This window comes from Lachnospira hominis (ex Hitch et al. 2025), from assembly GCF_040096395.1.
Lineage (GTDB): Bacteria > Bacillota > Clostridia > Lachnospirales > Lachnospiraceae > Lachnospira > Lachnospira hominis.
On the sequence record NZ_JBBMES010000023.1, the window covers coordinates 1 to 18,475 of the forward strand.

The following is an 18,475-nucleotide window of genomic DNA, read 5'->3' on the forward strand; positions in this document are numbered from 1 at the left end:
AAGTCCGTGCTTGCACGAGACCTTGGCGACTGCCGCGATAACTTGAGAAACTCGCGGAGCGTGTTTCTCATAGTTATTTTTTCAGATTGTTAAGATATTTATTAGTCTCGGATACAACAACGCCATTTAATGCAATAAGTGCAATAAGGTTAGGTATAGCCATAAGACCATTGAATATATCTGCAATTGTCCATACAGCTGAAACAGTCATAAAAGGACCTATGAAAATACATAAGATATATAACCATTTGTAGGCTTTGATAACATTTTTCTTATCTCCGATAATATATTCGAGACAGCGTTCGCTGTAATAATTCCATCCAAGTATTGTTGTAAATGCAAAGAATACAAGACAGAGCATGAGTATGAATGAAGAGAACTGTGCCGGAAGAGGAAGTCCCATCTGGAACGCTCTTGTTGTAACAGAAACGCCTTCAAGACCGATATTCCATGAACCTGTTATAACAATTGTGAGTCCTGTCATTGTACAGATTACAATTGTGTCAATAAAAGTACCCATCATAGAGATAAGACCCTGCTGTGCAGGTGCATCAGCAACGGCAGCGGCAGCAGCAATAGGAGCACTACCAAGACCTGCTTCGTTAGAAAAGATACCTCTGGCAACACCCATCTGCATAGCCATCATCATAGAGCCTATAGCACCACCGCCGACAGCACGCAGACCAAATGCACTCTGGACAATAGTTGCAAGAGCATTGGGAATTTCCCTGAAATTGTATACAAGAATAGCAAGTGTAACAATAAAATATGTAACAGCCATAAAAGGAACTATAACCTGTGCAACAGATGAAATTCTTTTGAGACCGCCAATGAGTACAAGAGCGGCAAATATTGTAAGAAGTATGCCGGATATAATAAAAGACCATGAATATTCACGTCCAAACAGTGTTACCGTCCATTGGTTATTGGCATCGAAGAAATTATTTACAGCACTTGTAATACCGTTAATCTGTGTAAATGTACCGATACCAAGAAGACCAACGCCAACACCGAAAAATGCAAATAACTTGGCAAGCCATTTCCATTTTTTTCCCATTCCATGTTCAATATAGTAGAAAGGTCCTCCGAGAATATGTCCGTCCTTCTGGATGACACGGTATTTTACAGCAAGAAGACATTCCGAATATTTTGTTGCCGTACCTACAAGGGCGGCAATCCACATCCAGAATAAAGCACCGGGACCGCCTGCAACAAGAGCAGTTGCGACGCCAACAATATTACCTGTACCTATTGTAGCTGATAAAGCTGTGCAAAGTGAAGCAAAACCGGATACTTCGCCATCGCCTGATGCTTCATTTTTTACCATATGCTTAATGGCAAGTCCAAGCTTCGTAATTTGAAGTCCTTTCAGACGGATTGTAAGAAACAAACCAACAGAAATAATAAGAATAATAAGGGGAAGTCCCCAAACGAAACTATCAATCGTTTTAAGGATTGAATTAAAGCTTTCAAACATAAATAAGTCTCTCCGTTCAAAAATGATATTTTCTTAAAACTATAACACAAAAATGTTTTACTTGCAAAAAAAAATATTAGCAGATAAAATGTATAAGGCAGAATAAAAATTAAAGAGGAGTTTTTTAAATGGAATTACAGATTTTACATTGGTTTGAAAGCCTGCACAATCCGTTTCTCAATCCAATTATGTATGGCATAACAATGCTTGGCGAGAAAGGAATATTTCTTATACTGGTAGCACTGGCAGCTCTTACGGTTTTACCTAAAAAATATAGAAAAGTAGGACTTACAATGGCATTTGCACTTATAATATCGCTTATAATGTGCAATGGAGTTATGAAAAATGCATTTGCAAGGGTCAGACCTTTCAATGTAGATACATCATTTGAGAGTTTGTATAATATTTTTGCTACAATTGATGACTGGTCATTCCCTTCAGGTCACACATCAGCAGCTTTTGCGGCAGCACTTGCCATTTTCATGTGGTATAAAAAAGAAGGTGGATTTGCTATTGTTATAGCAGCACTTATAGCAATTTCAAGACTTTACCTTACAGTACACTATCCTACAGATGTTCTTGTCAGCCTTATACTGGGAAGCATTTATGGAATTATTTCATATTACATAGTTAAGTTTATTATGAAAAAATCAGAAAAGATGCGTAAAGTATTTGATGAAGGAGCACCTTATAAAACGTTATTTCAAAAATAATTAATGACAGGTTAAACTTTTTTGCAGATGATTTCGTATATAGCTATAGACAAATAATTAAAGAAATGTCAGATTTATTTTTCTAGGAGGTATTTATCTATGGTGGGAGGAATCGGACCGGTTAATGATGAGCTTATGGAACTTTTATATAACAAAGATAATTCTTATGAGAGTGGGCATGACATGACAAAAAAGCCATGCAGGAGTGGAAATATCAGTGTCATAGACAGTGAATATGTACCATTAAAAATTAAGGGCTCAAAATTTCCGGATATAAAAGGGTTTATTAAGAAATTCCTGAAAAAATAAAATGGAGATTTATATGTTAGATGTAATAATTGATACACTTATTGACAGTGTAAAACTGCTGCCGTTTTTGTTTTTTACATATCTGGCGATGGAATATATAGAGCATAAGACGACAGCAAAAACGAAGCGGATGATAAAGAATTCCGGCAAGGCAGGTCCTTTTGCAGGTGCCATCCTTGGTGCTGTGCCTCAGTGCGGTTTCTCGGCGGCTGCGTCCAATCTTTATGCCGGAAGAGTAATTACTCTTGGAACGCTGATAGCGATATATCTTTCGACATCAGATGAGATGCTGCCGGTGTTTTTATCTGAGAAAGTTCCGGCAAGCACAATACTTACAATTATTTTATGGAAAATAGTTATCGGAATGGCTGCCGGATTTATAATTGATTTTGTAATAAGAAAAGCAAAATCAAGAAATCAGGATGATATAACACAGAAAATCGGTCATGTATGTGACCATGACCATTGTCACTGTGAAAAGAGCATATTTGCGTCTTCATTAAGGCACACTCTTGTTATATTTGGATATATCCTTATTATATCATTTATCCTTAATACGATAATACATTTTGTAGGAGAGGAAACACTTGGCAGCTTTATGCTTGACAAGCCGGTTATCGGACCGATGGTATCAGCACTTGTTGGACTTATACCGAACTGTGCGTCATCTGTTGTTATAACACAGCTTTATATTGAAGGGCTTATGCCTCTTGGAACTGCTATGGCAGGACTGCTTGCCGGTTCGGGTGTCGGCATACTTGTGCTTTTTAAAGAAAATACAGATATAAAAGAAAATATAAAAATACTCGGTCTTTTATATGCTCTTGGTGTAGTATCAGGAATTATAATTGAACTTGTAATAAGACTGATTTAAGATATTACCGGAATAGCGTTTTGTGCGTTATTCCGGTTTTTTATGTTTTTTTGATAAAAATTTATATATTTTTGTTGATAAATGATGCGTGAAGTGATATTATGATAATAACTTTAGAAAACACATTTTATAAAAGTTGTTTTAATAAGCCGGAGCTGAGATTCATATAATAAGCCGGCGGGAATGGAGGCAAGCATGAAAATTCATAGTGTCTGTGACAAAGAATTTGCACAGTACGGAAGAGTTCTTGCAGAACTTGATACAAAAGAACTTATAAGTGCAATGGAAAAGACACCTGTGCCGGATGATGTTATATATGTTCCATCCGACAAAGAATTAGAGTCACTTAACGTGTATGATGTAATGTCAAAAGTGGTTTACGGTGATATGCCTGTTCAGATAGGATATTGTAACGGACATAACCAGAAGCTTAATGCAGTGGAATATCATAGAAGTTCTGAGATAAATGTAGCTGCTACTGATATGATTTTACTTTTGGGAAAACAGCAGGATATAAAGGAAGATTATACATATGATACGGCTGATATTGAGGCGTTTCTAGTACCTGCAGGTATGGCTGTTGAAGTTTATGCGACAACACTTCACTATGCACCATGCGGCGTGAATAATTTAGGTTTCAGGTGTGCTGTGGTTCTTCCGAAGGGAACAAATTACGATGTAAAAAGACAGAAGAATACAGGCGAGGACAGACTGCTTGCAGCAACAAATAAATGGCTTATAGCACACAAAGAAGCACATATAGACGGAGCATTTGAAGGACTTATCGGGGAAAATCCAGAAGTCTGAAAGAAAATATAACAAAGAATAGGAGAATTTATCATGAACAAACCAACAGTTAAAGTGGGAATTGTAGCAGTCAGCAGGGATTGTTTCCCGGAATCACTTTCAGTAACAAGAAGACAGAATCTCGTAAATGCATATAATGCTAAGTATAACGCAGATGAAATTTATGAATGTCCTGTATGTATCGTTGAGAGTGAGATACATATGATGCAGGCACTGGAGGATATCAAAAAAGCAGGATGTAATGCACTTTGTGTATATCTTGGAAACTTTGGTCCTGAGATTTCAGAGACTATGCTTGCACAGTATTTTGACGGTCCTAAGATGTTTGTTGCGGCAGCAGAAGAGACATCTGAGAATGGTGGACTTGTACAGGGCAGAGGAGATGCATACTGTGGTATGTTGAATGCAAGTTATAATTTAAAGCTTCGTAATGTAAAAGCATACATTCCTGAATATCCTGTAGGAACTGCAGAAGAATGTGCAGATATGATTCATGAATTCATACCTGTTGCAAAGGCAGTTTATGCACTTTCAAATCTCAAAATAATAAGCTTCGGACCTCGTCCTACTAATTTCCTTGCATGTAACGCTCCTATCAAGCAGCTTTATAATCTCGGAGTTGAAATTGAGGAAAATTCAGAACTTGACCTTTTTGAAGCATTTAATAAGCATGCGGGAGATGAAAGAATTACTGAAGTCGTAAAGCGCATGGAAAAAGAACTTGGAAACGGCAATAAGAAGCCTGAAATTTTACCTAAGCTTGCACAGTACGAGCTCACACTCCTCGACTGGGTAGAACAGCACAAAGGCTCAAGAAAGTTTGTTGCAATCGCAGGAAAATGCTGGCCTGCATTCCAGACACAGTTTGGTTTCGTTCCATGTTATGTAAATTCAAGACTTACAGCCATGGGAATTCCTGTATCATGTGAAGTTGATATTTACGGAGCGTTGAGTGAATTTATCGGTGCAGTTGTAAGTGATGACATAGTTACACTTCTTGATATTAATAATACAGTTCCTTCAGATATTTATGAGCAGGATATTAAGGGTAAGTTCCCATATACAATCAAAGATACATTTATGGGATTCCACTGCGGAAATACAGCAGCATGCAAACTTTCATTCTGTGAGATGAGAAATCAGATGATTATGGCACGTTCACTTCCTGAAGAAGTTACAAATGGTACACTTGAGGGAGATATTATTCCTGGTGATATCACATTTTTCAGACTTCAGAGCACATCAGATGCCAAGCTTACAGCATATGTGGCACAGGGTGAGGTACTTCCTGTTGCGACACGTTCATTCGGAGCAATCGGTATATTTGCAATTCCACAGATGGGCAGATTCTACAGACACTGGCTTATCGAAAAGAATTTCCCACATCATGGTGCTGTTGCATTCGGTCATTTCGGAAAGCAGCTTTATGAAGTATTTAAGTATCTCGGAGTAGAAGAAATAGGCTTTAACCAGCCGGCGGGAATGCTTTACAAGAGTGAAAATCCATTTGCAAATTAATTCTTGATTATAGATGGGAGACGCATATGTATTATATAGGTGTTGATTTGGGAACATCTGCCGTTAAATTGATTTTAATGGACAAAGAAGGTAATGTAGTTAAGACAGTTTCAAGAGAATATCCGCTTTATTTTCCTAAGCCGGGCTGGTCAGAACAGAATCCGTCAGACTGGTATGAAAATGCGGTTGAGGGAATAAAAGAGCTTACAGACGGAGTTGATGCGGCACAGGTTGCAGGCATCAGCTTCGGTGGACAGATGCATGGACTTGTAATTCTTGATAATGACAATGAAGTAATAAGACCGGCGATACTCTGGAATGATGGCAGAACAACAAAAGAATGTGAGTATCTTAACAATACTATAGGCAAAGATAAAATCGCAGAATATACAGCAAATATCGCATTTGCAGGATTTACAGCACCAAAGATTTTGTGGCTTAGGGAAAACGAGCCTGAAAATTTCAAGAAAATAAGCAAAATAATGCTTCCAAAAGATTATCTTGCATATAAGATGACAGGTGTGCATTGCACAGATGTTTCAGATGCTTCAGGAATGTTGCTCTTTGACGTAAAAAACAGATGCTGGTCCAAGGAAATGCTTGATATATGTGGCATAGATGAAAACTGCATGGCGAAAGTATTCGAGAGCTATGAATGTGTAGGAAATCTTACAAAAGAAGCTGCACAGTGCATGGGACTTACAGAAAATGTCAAAGTGATAGCAGGTGCAGGAGACAATGCGGCGGCAGCAGTCGGAACCGGAACAGTAGGCGACGGCAAATGTAATATTTCACTCGGAACAAGTGGCACAATATTTATTTCAAGTGATAAATTCGGTGTTGATGATAATAATGCCCTTCATTCATTTGACCATGCAGACGGACATTTTCATCTTATGGGCTGTATGCTCAGTGCAGCTTCATGTAATAAATGGTGGATGGATGAAATTATAAAAACAAAAGAGTATTCAGAAGAGCAGAAACCCGTTACAGATGATATGCTTGGAAATAACAGGGTATTTTTCCTGCCATATCTTATGGGAGAGCGTTCACCACACAATAATCCGGCGGCAAGAGCAACATTTACAGGAATGACAATGGATACGGACAGAACTGATATGACACAGGCAGTTCTTGAGGGTGTTGCATTTGCAATACGTGATTCGTTTGAAGTCGCTAAAAGTCTCGGAATAAATGTGACAGAGACAAAAATCTGCGGTGGTGGAGCAAAGAGTCCGCTCTGGCGTAAGATGATAGCTAATATTCTTAATATTAAGGTATCAGTTCCTGTCACAGAGGAAGGTCCGGCACTCGGTGCTGCAATGCTTGCGGCAGTGGGAACAGGTGCTTATAAAAATGTAGAAGAAGCAGCTTCGCATATTGTAAAAATCAAAGAAACAATAGAGCCTGATAAAGAGATTGCGGCAAGATATGAGAAAAAATATCAGCAGTTTAAAAAAATTTATCCGGCACTCAAATCAGTATTTGACGAATTCGATTAATGCATATAAAATATTATCAGATTGTATTTTTAAAAGGAAAGGTGGTTCTTTATGAAGTTTTTTATTGATACTGCAAACGTAGAAGATATTAAAAAAGCAAATGACATGGGAGTTATTTGCGGAGTTACAACAAATCCTTCACTTATTGCAAAAGAGGGAAGAGATTTTAATGAAGTAATCAAAGAAATCACATCAATAGTTGACGGACCAATAAGCGGTGAAGTTAAGGCAACTACTGAAGATGCCCAGGGCATGATTGCAGAAGGCAGACAGATTGCAGCAATACATCCAAACATGGTTGTAAAGATACCTATGACAGTTGAAGGATTAAAGGCTACAAAAGTTCTTTCATCAGAGGGAATAAAAGTAAATGTGACACTTATTTTTTCAGCAAATCAGGCACTTCTTGCAGCAAGAGCAGGTGCTGCATATGTATCACCTTTCCTTGGAAGACTAGATGATATTTCACAGCCGGGCATAGATCTTATACGCGATATTGTAGATATATTTGCCAACTATGATATTTCTACAGAAATAATATGTGCCAGCGTGAGAAATCCTATACATATTACAGATTGTGCACTTGCGGGTGCAGATATAGCAACTGTTCCATATAAGGTAATTGAGCAGATGGTTCATCATCCACTCACAGATGCAGGAATTGAAAAGTTTAAAAAAGATTACGAGGCCGTATTTGGTAAATAATTATGATAACTACTTCTAAGATTACAACAACAGATGTTAAAAGATATAATAAAAACAGAATATTCCAGCTTATATATACTACAGGAAAAATTTCACGTCAGGAGATAGCGGATGTGCTTCAGCTTTCACTTCCGACTGTAAATCAGAATTTAAAGATTCTTTTTGAGAAGAACCTTCTTATATACGAGGGTAATTTTGAGTCTACAGGCGGAAGAAAAGCACAGGTTATATCAATAAACGGTGCAGCAAGATATGTTATAAGTGTCAATCTGTCGGACAAAGGAATCAAAGCAGACATACTTGATTTGAATTGTAATGTAATAGGCAATATGCGTGTTCCTGTTAAATATGAGAAAGGCAGTGCATATGGTGAGATGGTGGCTGATACTGTAACAAGGCTTGTTGAACATACAGGCATTGATAAAGCGGCTATTCTTGGTGTAGGCATTACAGTTCCCGGAATATTTGACATTGAGAATTCAACTGTTGTATATGCACCAACAATGGGAATTAAAAATTATTCCCTTGAAAATATACAGAGGCTTCTCCCTTATGAGTGCCGTGGCATGAATGATGCACGTTCAGGTGCATTTGCTGAGTATTGGTTTGATAAGAAAGATATTAATCCTGAAAAGAGAGAAGGAAAGACATATCTTATGTTAAATACAGGTGTCGGAGGTTCTTATATTGACAGGGAAAATATCCGTTTTGGCAAGCATAACCGTTATGGTGAGTTTGGACATATGACACTTTATCCTGCCGGAAGACCATGTTTTTGTGGAAAAAGAGGATGCTTTGAGAGTTATGTGTCAGCAAGGTGTCTATCAACTGATTTGGGAATTACACTTGATATATTCTTTGACAAACTTGAAAATGGCAATGAAGAGTATAAAAAAATATTTGATAAATATCTTGATGATTTGACAACAGGCATTAATAACCTTTATATTATGAGTGATGGCGATGTTATTGTTGGCGGACCTGTTGCTGTATATCTTGGAAAATACAAAGATATAATAAGTAAAATGCTTATTGACAAATGTTCATTTGATATTGATGGTTCATATCTGAGCTTTGCGAAATGCACACAGCAGCAGGCTGATTCAGGTGCCGCATTAACATTCTTTTCTGATTTTATAAGTCAGATATAATATGTTTATTAATGATGAGGCTTTATATGAAAATTCATGATTTCAGGTTAAATTATTATATAAAACACTGTGCTGTCATCCTTTTGACGGCATGGTGTTTTATTTGTCTTATGGAGATGCCATTTAACATATCGTGTGGAATAAATCCTGTTAGTGATATATCATCTGTTTCCAATATCAGCATTGCCGGGCATTGTGCAATGGTTTTATCATTATTTCTGATACTTTCTGTGTTAATGATTGTTCTTGGAAAAAGGGCAAAAAATATACAGAATGTGCTTCTTTTTATATCAGTTTTTTTATATGCAGTCATAAGTTCCGGAATATATAATAATGTCTATTATGGTCTTTTTGCTGCGTCAGTAACATCAGTTATACTTATGTATTGTTTTAATAATCTGGTAAAAGAACAAGACGTGGCAGGCGGCTTAAAAGATTTAAAAAATTGGCAGTATGTGGCACTGCTATCTGTATTGATGATTTTTACGGCAGGATTTATAGGAACTTATACAGTTATAAGGTATCTGACATATTCAAGTCCTAATTTTGATTTTGGCATATTTTCTCAGATGTTTTATTATATGAAACATACATTTACAATGAAAACAACATGTGAAAGAGATATGCTGATGTCACATATGAAAGTTCACATATCTCCAGCGTGGTTTCTTATACTTCCATTCTATGCAATATTTGAAAGCCCTGTGACAATTCAGGTTATGCAGGCTGTAATACTCGCCATCCCTGTTATACTGCTTGCAAAAATATGTTCAAATCATAATTTTTCAAAAAAAGTGACGATACTTATATGTGCAGCATACTTGTTTTTTCCTGTTATAAGTTCAGGCTGTGGTTATGATGCACACGAAAATATGTTTCTGCCGCTTGCATTATTTATGCTTATACTTGCCTTTGAGACAGATAAAACATGGCTTCTTGTCTTATCAGTCATTTTTACGCTTGGAATAAAAGAGGACGCGGCAGTGTATGTCATATTTATTTCATTATATATGATATTAGCGGACAAAAAATATAAAAAGGGAATTGTATCATTTATCGCAGCGGCACTATATTTTATTTTGGCAGTTACATGGCTTAACCAATATGGTGATGGGACGCTCACATTCAGATATAATAATGTGATACCGGCAGGCGACGGCGATGTGTTTGGAATGATAAGAACATTTATTACAAATCCGGCATATATGATAACACAGATTATGAGTAAAGATAATATAGAATTCATAATATCAGTTGCAGGTGCACTTGCATTTGTGCCGTTTGCGGTAAAAAAATGGCATACACTCATACTGTTTGGACCATTTATATTGTTTAATCTTCTGCCTGATTATGCTTATGCACATAATATAGGATTCCAGTATGTATTTGGAAGCGGATGTATGCTTATATATGCGGCAATCTGCAATATGAATGAATGTGAAGATGCCGTAAAAATAAAAAAGGCATCAGTTATGGCTGTATTTTCAGTTATATTTTTTGCATCGCTTTCATGGAGTAAGATTAATGTTGTAGGCAGAATTGATTCATCTGAAAAGAGAGAGACATACAATATAATAAATGAGGCTCTTGATATGATACCTGATGATGCAAGTGTTGCTGCAAGCACATTTCTTGTGCCACATCTTTCAGAAAGAAAATATCTGTATGAGGTTTATTATACTGACAAAGAGACCGGCTATGTGGCAATAGATTTGCGGGGAATCGGGTCTTCGACTATTTATGCGGATGGAATAGATGTATCACAGCTTGATAGCAAAAGCAGAAAATATATTATGAGTGATGAGTATGAAACTTTATATTATAAAGAATCGTGCATAATAATTCTTAAACATAAATAAAGCGATTGTCATATTATATAAATTTCTGTATAATAATAAATGAATTTATAGCCCCGCAATGTAAGGGACAGATAGGAGCTGAATATGAGAAATTGGGAAAAATATATTAGAAAAGTTGAACCATATGTTCCGGGTGAGCAGCCTAAGGATGTGAATGTAGTAAAGCTTAATACAAACGAGAATCCTTATCCGCCTACACCTAAGGCACTTGAAGCTGTTGCAGCATTTGATATTGACAGATTAAGATTATATCCTGACCCTGAAGCATCGGTTCTTATAGAAGCAATATCAAATAGATACAATATAAACAAAAATCAGATATTTGTCGGAGTTGGTTCTGATGATGTTATATCTATGTGCTTTATGACATTTTTTAATTCTGACAAGCCGGTATTATTTCCGGATATTTCATATTCTTTTTATTCAGTGTGGGCAGATGTTCATAAAGTAAAATATGAGACAGTTGCACTTGATGAGAATTTTAATATTATTCCAGAGACTTTTTATAAAGAAAACGGAGGAATAATATTCCCTAATCCTAATGCACCTACGGCTTTATATATGGAACTTGATAAAGTTGAAGATATAATACGCCATAATCAGGATAGTGTAGTTATTATTGATGAGGCATATATTGATTTTGGTGGAAAGTCAGCTATAGATTTTGTCAATAAATATGATAATGTAATTGTTGTGCAGACATATTCAAAGTCACATTCAATGGCCGGTGTGAGAATAGGATTTGCATTCGGAAGCCCTGAACTTATAAAAGCATTAAATGATGTCAAATTTTCATTTAACTCATATACAATGAATGCATATTCACTTATATGCGGTGTTGCGGCAATGGAAGATGAAGATTACTTTAATGCAGTCGTAAGCAAAATCATTAATACAAGAGAAACAGCAAAAAGTAAGCTTAAAGAGCTTGGATTTTCATTTCCTGATTCAAAGGCAAACTTCATATTTGCAAAACATGAGAGTGTGCCGGCAAAAGTGATTTTTGATAAATTAAAGCAGCGTGGAATTTATGTAAGATATTTCAATAAAGAAAAGATTGACAATTATTTAAGAATATCAATCGGCACAGATGAGCAGATGGAAAAATTATATGCTGCATTAAAAGAAATTATAAAAGAGGAAAAGTAAATATGCCTGTTTCATTTGAAAACAGAAATTTTCAGAAAGAACTTGATAAAAAGCTTGAACTCATAAAAAAAGAAGAGAAAGTCCCGACACTTCTTTTACACAGCTGTTGTGCACCGTGCAGCAGTTATGTAATAGAATATCTTTCTGATTATTTTAATATTACTGTTTTTTATTATAATCCGAATATTTCACAGGATGAGGAATACTGCAAAAGAGTGCATGAACAGCAGCGTTTTATAAAAGAATTTCCGGCAAAATATCCTGTTTCGTTTATAGAGGGTGATTATGAACCACAGAAGTTCTTTGAAAATGTACGAGGCTATGAAAAATGCCGTGAAGGTGGCGAACGATGTTTTATATGTTACCGCATGCGTCTTGAAAAGACAGCACAGCTTGCAAAACAAATGAATTTTGACTATTTTACAACGACGCTTACAATCAGTCCGTTGAAGAAAAGTGTAAAGCTTAATGAGATTGGATATGAACTTGGCAATACATATGGAGTAGAATACCTTTTGTCCGATTTTAAGAAGAAGGAAGGCTACAAACGCTCAATAGAATTATCAAAGGAGTATTCACTTTACAGACAGAATTATTGCGGATGCGTATTCTCAAAAACTGAGAATGAAAACAGTTGCAAAGAAAAAACAAGTGATATATAATTAATATAATAAAGTAATGAAAAACAAGGAGGACAAATCCTCTGCTCCTGTAAGGACAGTCGCATTTTTACTCCGTAAAAACAAGGAGGATTATTATGGCTAAGAAAAGTAAATTCGCAAAAGCAGTTGTGGCACTTGGTGCAATCGGTGTCGCATCAAAGATTGCTTATGATAAGTATAAAAATGTAAAAGCTGATTTTGTTAAGGAAGAGACAGCAAGTGCTGAAGATGATGTTAAAAAGTATAATGCCATTTTTGAAAAGAAGGTTGTCGAAGTAGAAGATGAGGAGTTCATGGGCTGTGAAGTTAAGGCAGTCGGTTCAAAGGCTGTTATCGACCTTGGACTTGCAGTATTTGAAAGGGATGTATATATTAATTTTTCAAGCAATGCAAGTACAGTTACAATTATTCTTCCGGAAGGTGTTAATGTAACGTGTGACGTTGAGAAGAAGCTAAGCGGCGTACGCAATCTTGTTGAGAACAGTGACGAAGATGGTGTGCATACAGTGTATATAATCGGTAAAGCAGTATGCAGTAATGTTGAAATTATTCCTGTTAATTTCTATATCGATGATGACGACTTTGAAGATATTGATGATTCAGAAGATGATTTTGAAGATGAATCTTCTGATGAGGCAGAAAATAAAGAAGATGTTCCTGCACAGGATTCAGATGAGGAAGCTTCGGCTGAGAATGATTCAGATGAGGAAGCTGAGCAGGAAGATGAACTTGAGATTAAAGAAGTTAAAGAGGATTAAAGGCATAACGGGATTTTATGGTAAAATACAAAGATAAAATAATTGCGTATTTTGACAGTTGTCCTGACGGTGTTGTGGCTGCTAATGAACTCTATGAAAAGGAATTTTCTAAGATGTCAGAGGCAGCCTTTTTTAAGGCGTTGGAGAGACTGGCAAAATCAGGAATAATACAGCGTGTTGCAAAAGGCATGTATATGAAAAGTGCCTCATCGAAAGGTGATGACGTGCTGAACCATTTTTTTGGTGAAAATAATGATAACGGAGTGTATATCGGGACACGGCTTTATAATAAATACGGTATTTCAGATGTAACATCAGATGAAATATGGCTATATTCTAACTCTATCAAAAACGAAACTTGTAATATAGATAATATTCATGTGAAAAAAGCAGATATTGAACTTGATTATGAGAACGCCCGTGTTATTGAGGCACTTGAGATTCTTCAGAATTATTATAATATAGAGAATCTTGATAAATATAAATTTGCCCGGTTTGCGAGACAGTTTGCAATCGGATACAATGACGAAAGAACAGTTTATGTTCTTGAACATATGAAATATAAGAAAAGCACGATTGCATTTATGAAAAAAATACTTGATATGTATAAAGTGGAAAATTCACTTCAGAAATATTTAAGTTATGCATCAAGATATAAGGTTCCTCCGGTGCAAAGAATTGCAAAACATTAAAGATATTTATAAATATTTATAAATATTTTTATTTTCTATTTACAACTTAATAAGATAATAATATAATGATTTAGAAATTTAAAAAAGCAGAGTAGAATTGTGTGCGTTAAGTGCCTGGTGAACAGGGAGTTGTCATCAGGACGAAAAGGTTTCTTGCGGTACATGATTCGCATCCCGCTGTTACATATCATGGTCATTTATTTTTATACCTCTTATGTAGAGCGAAACTACTGCAAAGGAGGTATATTTTTTATGCAAAAATTTTTTGGAATTTTTGTGGATTCTGCAAAAGAATTCAAAAATCTGAAGTCAGTCATAATGGCTGCACTTCTTGTGGCACTTCACACTGTATTTGCAATGTTTTTGTCAATACAGGTAACTGATTCATTACGTATTTCAGTATCATTTATCGCAAATGTGGCTGCAGGCTGTCTTTTTGGACCTGTTATGGGTTTTGTCTGCGGTGGAATTGGTGATATAATCCAGTTTATATTAAAACCTACGGGACCATATTTCCCGGGCTGGACGCTGAGTGCGGCACTTGCCGGATTTATTTATGGAGTCTTTTTATATAAGAAATTTCCACAGAAAGCAAAAAAAGCAACAGATGACACAGAAAATTTTAGTCAGCTCGAAAAGCTTTATATGACAGCAAAGATTGTTATCAGTGTCTGTGTATTTGTATTTCTTATGGCAGCACCATATGTTACAGTAAGAGATAAGTCATCAAAGGAGATTATTGTAACAGGAAGTGCATTTGATATTGTAAAACATGGATTTACAGGTCCCGGACGAAATAGTGCACTTGTTGGAATTATTCTTATAGCGGTTTCAGTGGCTATGGTAGTATTTGCTGTATTTAAAATTAATGCTGTAGCTCTTATGGTAACTGTATTTGGCTGCTTTGCATCAGCATTGGCAATCTATACTGACAAAAAAACAACAACGGCAGGCTGGGGATTTTATGTGGCTGTAATCCTGATTATAATTTATATGGGAATATGTATTAAGAATATGGCGGATAAACATGCACTTGATCTTGGATTTCTTGTCCGTGTAACGCTGGTGCTTACATTTGATACTATGCTTGTGAACGTTTTGATTGGAACATACTGGGTATCTGTTATGTATGGAAAAGGTTTTGCATTTTATTTTACAACTCGATTTATAAAAAATATAATTCAGTTGCCAATTAATATAATATTGTCGTATTATGTACTTGGATTTATAAAGACAATCAATGACAGATTGAGATAAGGATGGTAAAAGCTATGAAAAAGATTATGATTGCTTCTGATATACACGGCTCTGCATATTATTGTGAAAAAATGCTTGAATGTTACAAAAATGAGAAAGCAGATATGCTTGTTCTTTTAGGGGACATTCTCTATCATGGTCCGAGAAATGACCTGCCGGAAGATTATGCACCTAAAAAAGTAATCGCAATGCTTAATCCGCTCAAAAATGAAATTATCTGTGTAAGAGGCAACTGTGATACAGAGGTTGACCAGATGGTTCTTGATTTTAATGTGCTTTGTGAACAGGCTCATATTTATGTCAACGACAGACATCTTGTTCTTGCACACGGACACAAGCTTGACGAGAAAAATATTCCGGCATTAAGAGATGGTGATTATCTTGTATGCGGTCATACACATATTCCTGCATGGGAAAAGAGAGGTACATATACATATGTTAATCCGGGTTCTGTATCAATTCCAAAGGAGAACAGTGAACACGGATATATAATTTTGTCAGATAAGTTCTATTGGAAAAATCTTGACGGAGAAGTTTACAAGACAGAAGAATAAAATCATAATCGTTTTATTATAATATTTTATATATATTTAATTGATTTTAATTGGGCATATGGTACAGTATTTAACATAAGAAAAATTTATAGAAAGGCTGTGCAATTTGCATAATTAGGGTTATGGATAAGTTTAAGGATAAGATGATGAGATTTATGCAGGGAAGATATGGTTCAGATCAGCTTGCCAGACTGACGATGTATATTTCATTTGCATGTCTTATTGTTACAATTTTCTGGCACAATACATTTATATATTTTTTGGCACTCGTATTGCTTATATATACATATTTCAGAATGTTATCACGTAACATTTCAAGAAGATATAATGAGAATCAGGTATATCTGAAGTACAGATATAAGGTGATAGCTAAGTTTAACGGATTCAAGGCAAGGATGCGTGACAGAAAGACACACAGGGTATTTAAGTGTCCGGGCTGCTCACAGAAAATCAGAGTTCCGAGAGGCAAAGGCAGGATTAGTATCAAGTGTCCTAAGTGCAGAATTGAATTTATAAAAAGAACATAAAAAAATGCCGGTTGAACATCAAAGTTCTTCCGGCATTTTCCAATTGTCAGCCTGTTTTTCATATTCGCTGGCATTATTGTTATATGTATCGGCAAGTACATCATCGCCATGTGCAACAGCTTCTGAGGCAAGAGTGGTGTAGCATTGTGCAAGCCTTCTTAATGGAATGTCACCGCTTGTTCTTATGTCAAGAACGCTCTCTGTTTCACTGCTGGCATTGATATACCATAAGACAGCCTCAGATATGTCGTTTTTATTGAAAAAATAGTCGCCAATTTCCAGACAGATTTCAGAACATGGCGATACAGCAACATTTTTAAGTGCAATCTTAAAAAAATCATCGCTAAGATTTTTAAGACGGTACATTCTGGCAAGGACGCATGATATTGCTTCAAGACAGTCATTGTCTGTATATTCGTATATGAGTCGTCTGGTAAATATATCATAAAATTCTTCAAAGTCATCATCGCTTCCTGATATGAGCAATTCTTTGCAAAACATTCTAAGAACATAGTTTTCAAGATGTGTTCCATTATCAATTGATTTTTTGAATATTGAAAAATCTCTTTTTGAATGAGATGACTGCGGCATATGCAGAATTTCAATGTCACTGTCAAATATCACGGGCTGCAGGCGCACTGTTTCGTGTATCGGTGAAATCCATGTAAATGTGCGAAGACGTTTATACAATTTTGGACGCAGTTCTTTTTTGGAATTATAGACTGTATTGTGTGAACAGTTGACATATTTCATCTGTACGATATCAATCTCCGGCAGTAGAACTGACTTTAACCGCATAAATAAATTACGGTTGTAATCATCAAGAACTTCGTCGGCATCAGCAGAGAAAATGTAATCGCATGATGCTTTTGAAAATGCAAAATTTCTTGCTTCGGAAAAATCACCTGTCCATTCAAAATCATATATTTTATCGGTGTATCCGGCAGCAATATTTTTTGTGTTATCCGTTGAGCCGGTATCAACAATTATTATTTCATCAAAAAGTCCGCTGTATGAGTCAAGACAGCGTTTAAGAACGGATTCTTCATTTTTGGCTATCATACACATAGATATAGATATCATAGAAACTCCTTATTAATCAAAAATGTATCTGATATGATTATTTTGCATACGAAAAAGATTAAAGTCAATACTTTTCTTGATTTAAGTCTGCGTTGAAAGTATAATAATATAAAGGTAAAAATTATGGAAGAATATATTGAAAATGAACGCTTCAATGCGGCAAAAGAAAAGATTATAGGTAAAAAGCATAATGATAAAGGAATCGGAACGCTTTCAGAAAAGACTGTTCACGGTGTGTTGAAACATTTTTTTGAACCCGATGAGGATTGCCATGAAGTGGCACTTAACGGTTATTTTGCTGATATATACAATGACAGCGGTGTTATAGAGATTCAGACAAGACAACTTAACAAGCTAAGAGAAAAGCTTGCGGTATTTCTTAATTATTATCCTGTCACAGTCGTTTATCCGATGCCGGCTAACAAATGGCTTTCGTGGATAAATCCTGAGACGGGGGAGACCGGAGGACGAAGAAAGTCGCCGAGACATTTTACAATATATGATTCTTTTTTTGAACTTTACAAGATAAAATCATACCTGAAAAACCCTAATCTGACGATAAAGCTTGTTCTTATGGATGTTGAGGAATATAAGCTTCTCAATGGCTGGGATAATTCAAAGAAAAGAGGAGCGTGGCGGTATGACAGAATTCCCGTAGGAATCCGGGAGATTGTTGTGCTTGAACAGCCTGAGGATTATATGCAGTTTGTTCCATATGAACTGGAAGATGGATTTACATCAAAAGATTTTGCAAGAGTGTGCAGAATAAATAAAAGCACGGCAGGTCTTGCACTTAATATCCTTAATTATATGGGAATGGTAAAAAGAACAGGGAAACAGGGAAATTCGTATATTTATGAAGTTGAATAAAAGGAGGA

Annotated in this window: 19 protein-coding genes and 1 riboswitch; of the genes, 17 read left to right on the forward strand and 2 right to left on the reverse strand. The window is 36.0% G+C overall.

Annotated elements, in window-relative coordinates:
- Positions 1–73: 73 nt before the first annotated feature.
- A complete protein-coding gene (locus WMO38_RS13605) occupies positions 74–1,477 on the reverse strand; it encodes an alanine/glycine:cation symporter family protein (RefSeq protein ID WP_349163052.1) in 1,404 nt (467 codons plus the stop codon).
- Between the two features lie 128 nt (positions 1,478–1,605).
- Here WMO38_RS13605 and WMO38_RS13610 point away from each other — a divergent pair, with 128 nt between their 5' ends.
- The 16 genes from WMO38_RS13610 to WMO38_RS13685 all read left to right on the forward strand — a co-directional run bounded on the left by WMO38_RS13610 (position 1,606) and on the right by WMO38_RS13685 (position 16,514).
- A complete protein-coding gene (locus tag WMO38_RS13610) occupies positions 1,606–2,190 on the forward strand; it encodes a phosphatase PAP2 family protein (RefSeq protein WP_021866529.1) in 585 nt (194 codons plus the stop codon).
- Positions 2,191–2,289: 99 nt separating this feature from the next.
- Positions 2,290–2,499, forward strand: coding sequence for a hypothetical protein (locus tag WMO38_RS13615; RefSeq protein WP_021866530.1), 210 nt, complete (start codon positions 2,290–2,292; stop codon positions 2,497–2,499).
- A 13-nt stretch (positions 2,500–2,512) separates the two neighbouring features.
- Positions 2,513–3,373, forward strand: coding sequence for a putative manganese transporter (locus tag WMO38_RS13620; RefSeq protein WP_021866531.1), 861 nt, complete (start codon positions 2,513–2,515; stop codon positions 3,371–3,373).
- A gap of 195 nt (positions 3,374–3,568) precedes the next feature.
- Positions 3,569–4,180, forward strand: coding sequence for a DUF4867 family protein (locus tag WMO38_RS13625; RefSeq protein WP_349163053.1), 612 nt, complete (start codon positions 3,569–3,571; stop codon positions 4,178–4,180).
- 30 nt (positions 4,181–4,210) lie between these two features.
- A complete protein-coding gene (locus WMO38_RS13630; protein WP_349163080.1) occupies positions 4,211–5,698 on the forward strand; it encodes an L-fucose/L-arabinose isomerase family protein in 1,488 nt (495 codons plus the stop codon).
- Between the two features lie 26 nt (positions 5,699–5,724).
- Positions 5,725–7,200, forward strand: a complete 1,476-nt coding sequence (xylB, locus tag WMO38_RS13635) for a xylulokinase (RefSeq protein ID WP_349163054.1) — start codon at positions 5,725–5,727, stop codon at positions 7,198–7,200.
- A 51-nt stretch (positions 7,201–7,251) separates the two neighbouring features.
- A complete protein-coding gene (fsa, locus tag WMO38_RS13640; RefSeq protein ID WP_349163055.1) occupies positions 7,252–7,905 on the forward strand; it encodes a fructose-6-phosphate aldolase in 654 nt (217 codons plus the stop codon).
- Positions 7,906–7,907: 2 nt separating this feature from the next.
- Positions 7,908–9,056: an ROK family transcriptional regulator gene (locus WMO38_RS13645; RefSeq protein WP_186836470.1), complete on the forward strand. Its 1,149-nt coding sequence runs from the start codon at positions 7,908–7,910 to the stop codon at positions 9,054–9,056.
- A gap of 26 nt (positions 9,057–9,082) precedes the next feature.
- Positions 9,083–10,915: a DUF2079 domain-containing protein gene (locus WMO38_RS13650; RefSeq protein ID WP_349163056.1), complete on the forward strand. Its 1,833-nt coding sequence runs from the start codon at positions 9,083–9,085 to the stop codon at positions 10,913–10,915.
- Between the two features lie 84 nt (positions 10,916–10,999).
- Positions 11,000–12,064: a histidinol-phosphate transaminase gene (gene hisC / locus WMO38_RS13655; protein WP_349163057.1), complete on the forward strand. Its 1,065-nt coding sequence runs from the start codon at positions 11,000–11,002 to the stop codon at positions 12,062–12,064.
- Between the two features lie 2 nt (positions 12,065–12,066).
- Entirely contained in the window at positions 12,067–12,726 is a 660-nt protein-coding gene (locus WMO38_RS13660) for an epoxyqueuosine reductase QueH (protein WP_021866539.1), read from the forward strand.
- 95 nt (positions 12,727–12,821) lie between these two features.
- The gene (locus tag WMO38_RS13665; RefSeq protein ID WP_349163058.1) at positions 12,822–13,484 is read left to right on the forward strand and encodes a hypothetical protein; all 663 of its coding nucleotides are present in this window, start codon (positions 12,822–12,824) and stop codon (positions 13,482–13,484) included.
- A gap of 17 nt (positions 13,485–13,501) precedes the next feature.
- On the forward strand, positions 13,502–14,176 hold the full coding sequence (locus WMO38_RS13670) for a hypothetical protein (protein WP_349163059.1): 675 nt from the start codon (positions 13,502–13,504) through the stop codon (positions 14,174–14,176).
- A gap of 85 nt (positions 14,177–14,261) precedes the next feature.
- Positions 14,262–14,358, forward strand: a riboswitch (THF riboswitch).
- Between the two features lie 70 nt (positions 14,359–14,428).
- On the forward strand, positions 14,429–15,433 hold the full coding sequence (locus tag WMO38_RS13675) for a folate family ECF transporter S component (protein ID WP_349163060.1): 1,005 nt from the start codon (positions 14,429–14,431) through the stop codon (positions 15,431–15,433).
- 14 nt (positions 15,434–15,447) lie between these two features.
- Positions 15,448–15,987: a phosphodiesterase gene (gene yfcE, locus WMO38_RS13680; RefSeq protein WP_349163061.1), complete on the forward strand. Its 540-nt coding sequence runs from the start codon at positions 15,448–15,450 to the stop codon at positions 15,985–15,987.
- 122 nt (positions 15,988–16,109) lie between these two features.
- Positions 16,110–16,514 (forward strand): hypothetical protein, encoded by a 405-nt coding sequence (locus WMO38_RS13685; RefSeq protein ID WP_349163062.1) that lies wholly within the window; start codon positions 16,110–16,112, stop codon positions 16,512–16,514.
- Positions 16,515–16,532: 18 nt separating this feature from the next.
- Here WMO38_RS13685 and WMO38_RS13690 read toward each other — a convergent pair whose 3' ends face one another.
- Positions 16,533–17,597 carry a glycosyltransferase family 2 protein gene (locus WMO38_RS13690; protein ID WP_021867203.1) on the reverse strand — a complete coding sequence of 355 codons (1,065 nt, stop codon included), beginning with the start codon at positions 17,595–17,597 and terminating at the stop codon, positions 16,533–16,535.
- 123 nt (positions 17,598–17,720) lie between these two features.
- On the opposite strand from WMO38_RS13690, the gene WMO38_RS13695 reads away from it, so the two are divergent.
- Positions 17,721–18,467: a DUF8091 domain-containing protein gene (locus WMO38_RS13695; protein ID WP_186836478.1), complete on the forward strand. Its 747-nt coding sequence runs from the start codon at positions 17,721–17,723 to the stop codon at positions 18,465–18,467.
- Positions 18,468–18,475: the final 8 nt, after the last annotated feature.

Bases quoted from the DNA above. Each gene is read 5' to 3' on its own strand.
- WMO38_RS13645 (WP_186836470.1), top strand. From the start codon at position 7,908: ATGATAACTACTTCTAAGATTACAACAACAGATGTTAAAAGATATAAT.
- WMO38_RS13675 (WP_349163060.1), top strand. From the start codon at position 14,429: ATGCAAAAATTTTTTGGAATTTTTGTGGATTCTGCAAAAGAATTCAAA.
- WMO38_RS13650 (WP_349163056.1), top strand. From the start codon at position 9,083: ATGAAAATTCATGATTTCAGGTTAAATTATTATATAAAACACTGTGCT.
- WMO38_RS13670 (WP_349163059.1), top strand. From the start codon at position 13,502: ATGGTAAAATACAAAGATAAAATAATTGCGTATTTTGACAGTTGTCCT.
- fsa (WP_349163055.1), top strand. From the start codon at position 7,252: ATGAAGTTTTTTATTGATACTGCAAACGTAGAAGATATTAAAAAAGCA.
- WMO38_RS13615 (WP_021866530.1), top strand. From the start codon at position 2,290: ATGGTGGGAGGAATCGGACCGGTTAATGATGAGCTTATGGAACTTTTA.
- hisC (WP_349163057.1), top strand. From the start codon at position 11,000: ATGAGAAATTGGGAAAAATATATTAGAAAAGTTGAACCATATGTTCCG.
- WMO38_RS13660 (WP_021866539.1), top strand. From the start codon at position 12,067: ATGCCTGTTTCATTTGAAAACAGAAATTTTCAGAAAGAACTTGATAAA.
- WMO38_RS13685 (WP_349163062.1), top strand. From the start codon at position 16,110: ATGGATAAGTTTAAGGATAAGATGATGAGATTTATGCAGGGAAGATAT.
- WMO38_RS13605 (WP_349163052.1), bottom strand. From the start codon at position 1,477: ATGTTTGAAAGCTTTAATTCAATCCTTAAAACGATTGATAGTTTCGTT.
- WMO38_RS13665 (WP_349163058.1), top strand. From the start codon at position 12,822: ATGGCTAAGAAAAGTAAATTCGCAAAAGCAGTTGTGGCACTTGGTGCA.
- yfcE (WP_349163061.1), top strand. From the start codon at position 15,448: ATGAAAAAGATTATGATTGCTTCTGATATACACGGCTCTGCATATTAT.
- WMO38_RS13610 (WP_021866529.1), top strand. From the start codon at position 1,606: ATGGAATTACAGATTTTACATTGGTTTGAAAGCCTGCACAATCCGTTT.
- xylB (WP_349163054.1), top strand. From the start codon at position 5,725: ATGTATTATATAGGTGTTGATTTGGGAACATCTGCCGTTAAATTGATT.
- WMO38_RS13620 (WP_021866531.1), top strand. From the start codon at position 2,513: ATGTTAGATGTAATAATTGATACACTTATTGACAGTGTAAAACTGCTG.
- WMO38_RS13690 (WP_021867203.1), bottom strand. From the start codon at position 17,597: ATGATATCTATATCTATGTGTATGATAGCCAAAAATGAAGAATCCGTT.
- WMO38_RS13625 (WP_349163053.1), top strand. From the start codon at position 3,569: ATGAAAATTCATAGTGTCTGTGACAAAGAATTTGCACAGTACGGAAGA.
- WMO38_RS13695 (WP_186836478.1), top strand. From the start codon at position 17,721: ATGGAAGAATATATTGAAAATGAACGCTTCAATGCGGCAAAAGAAAAG.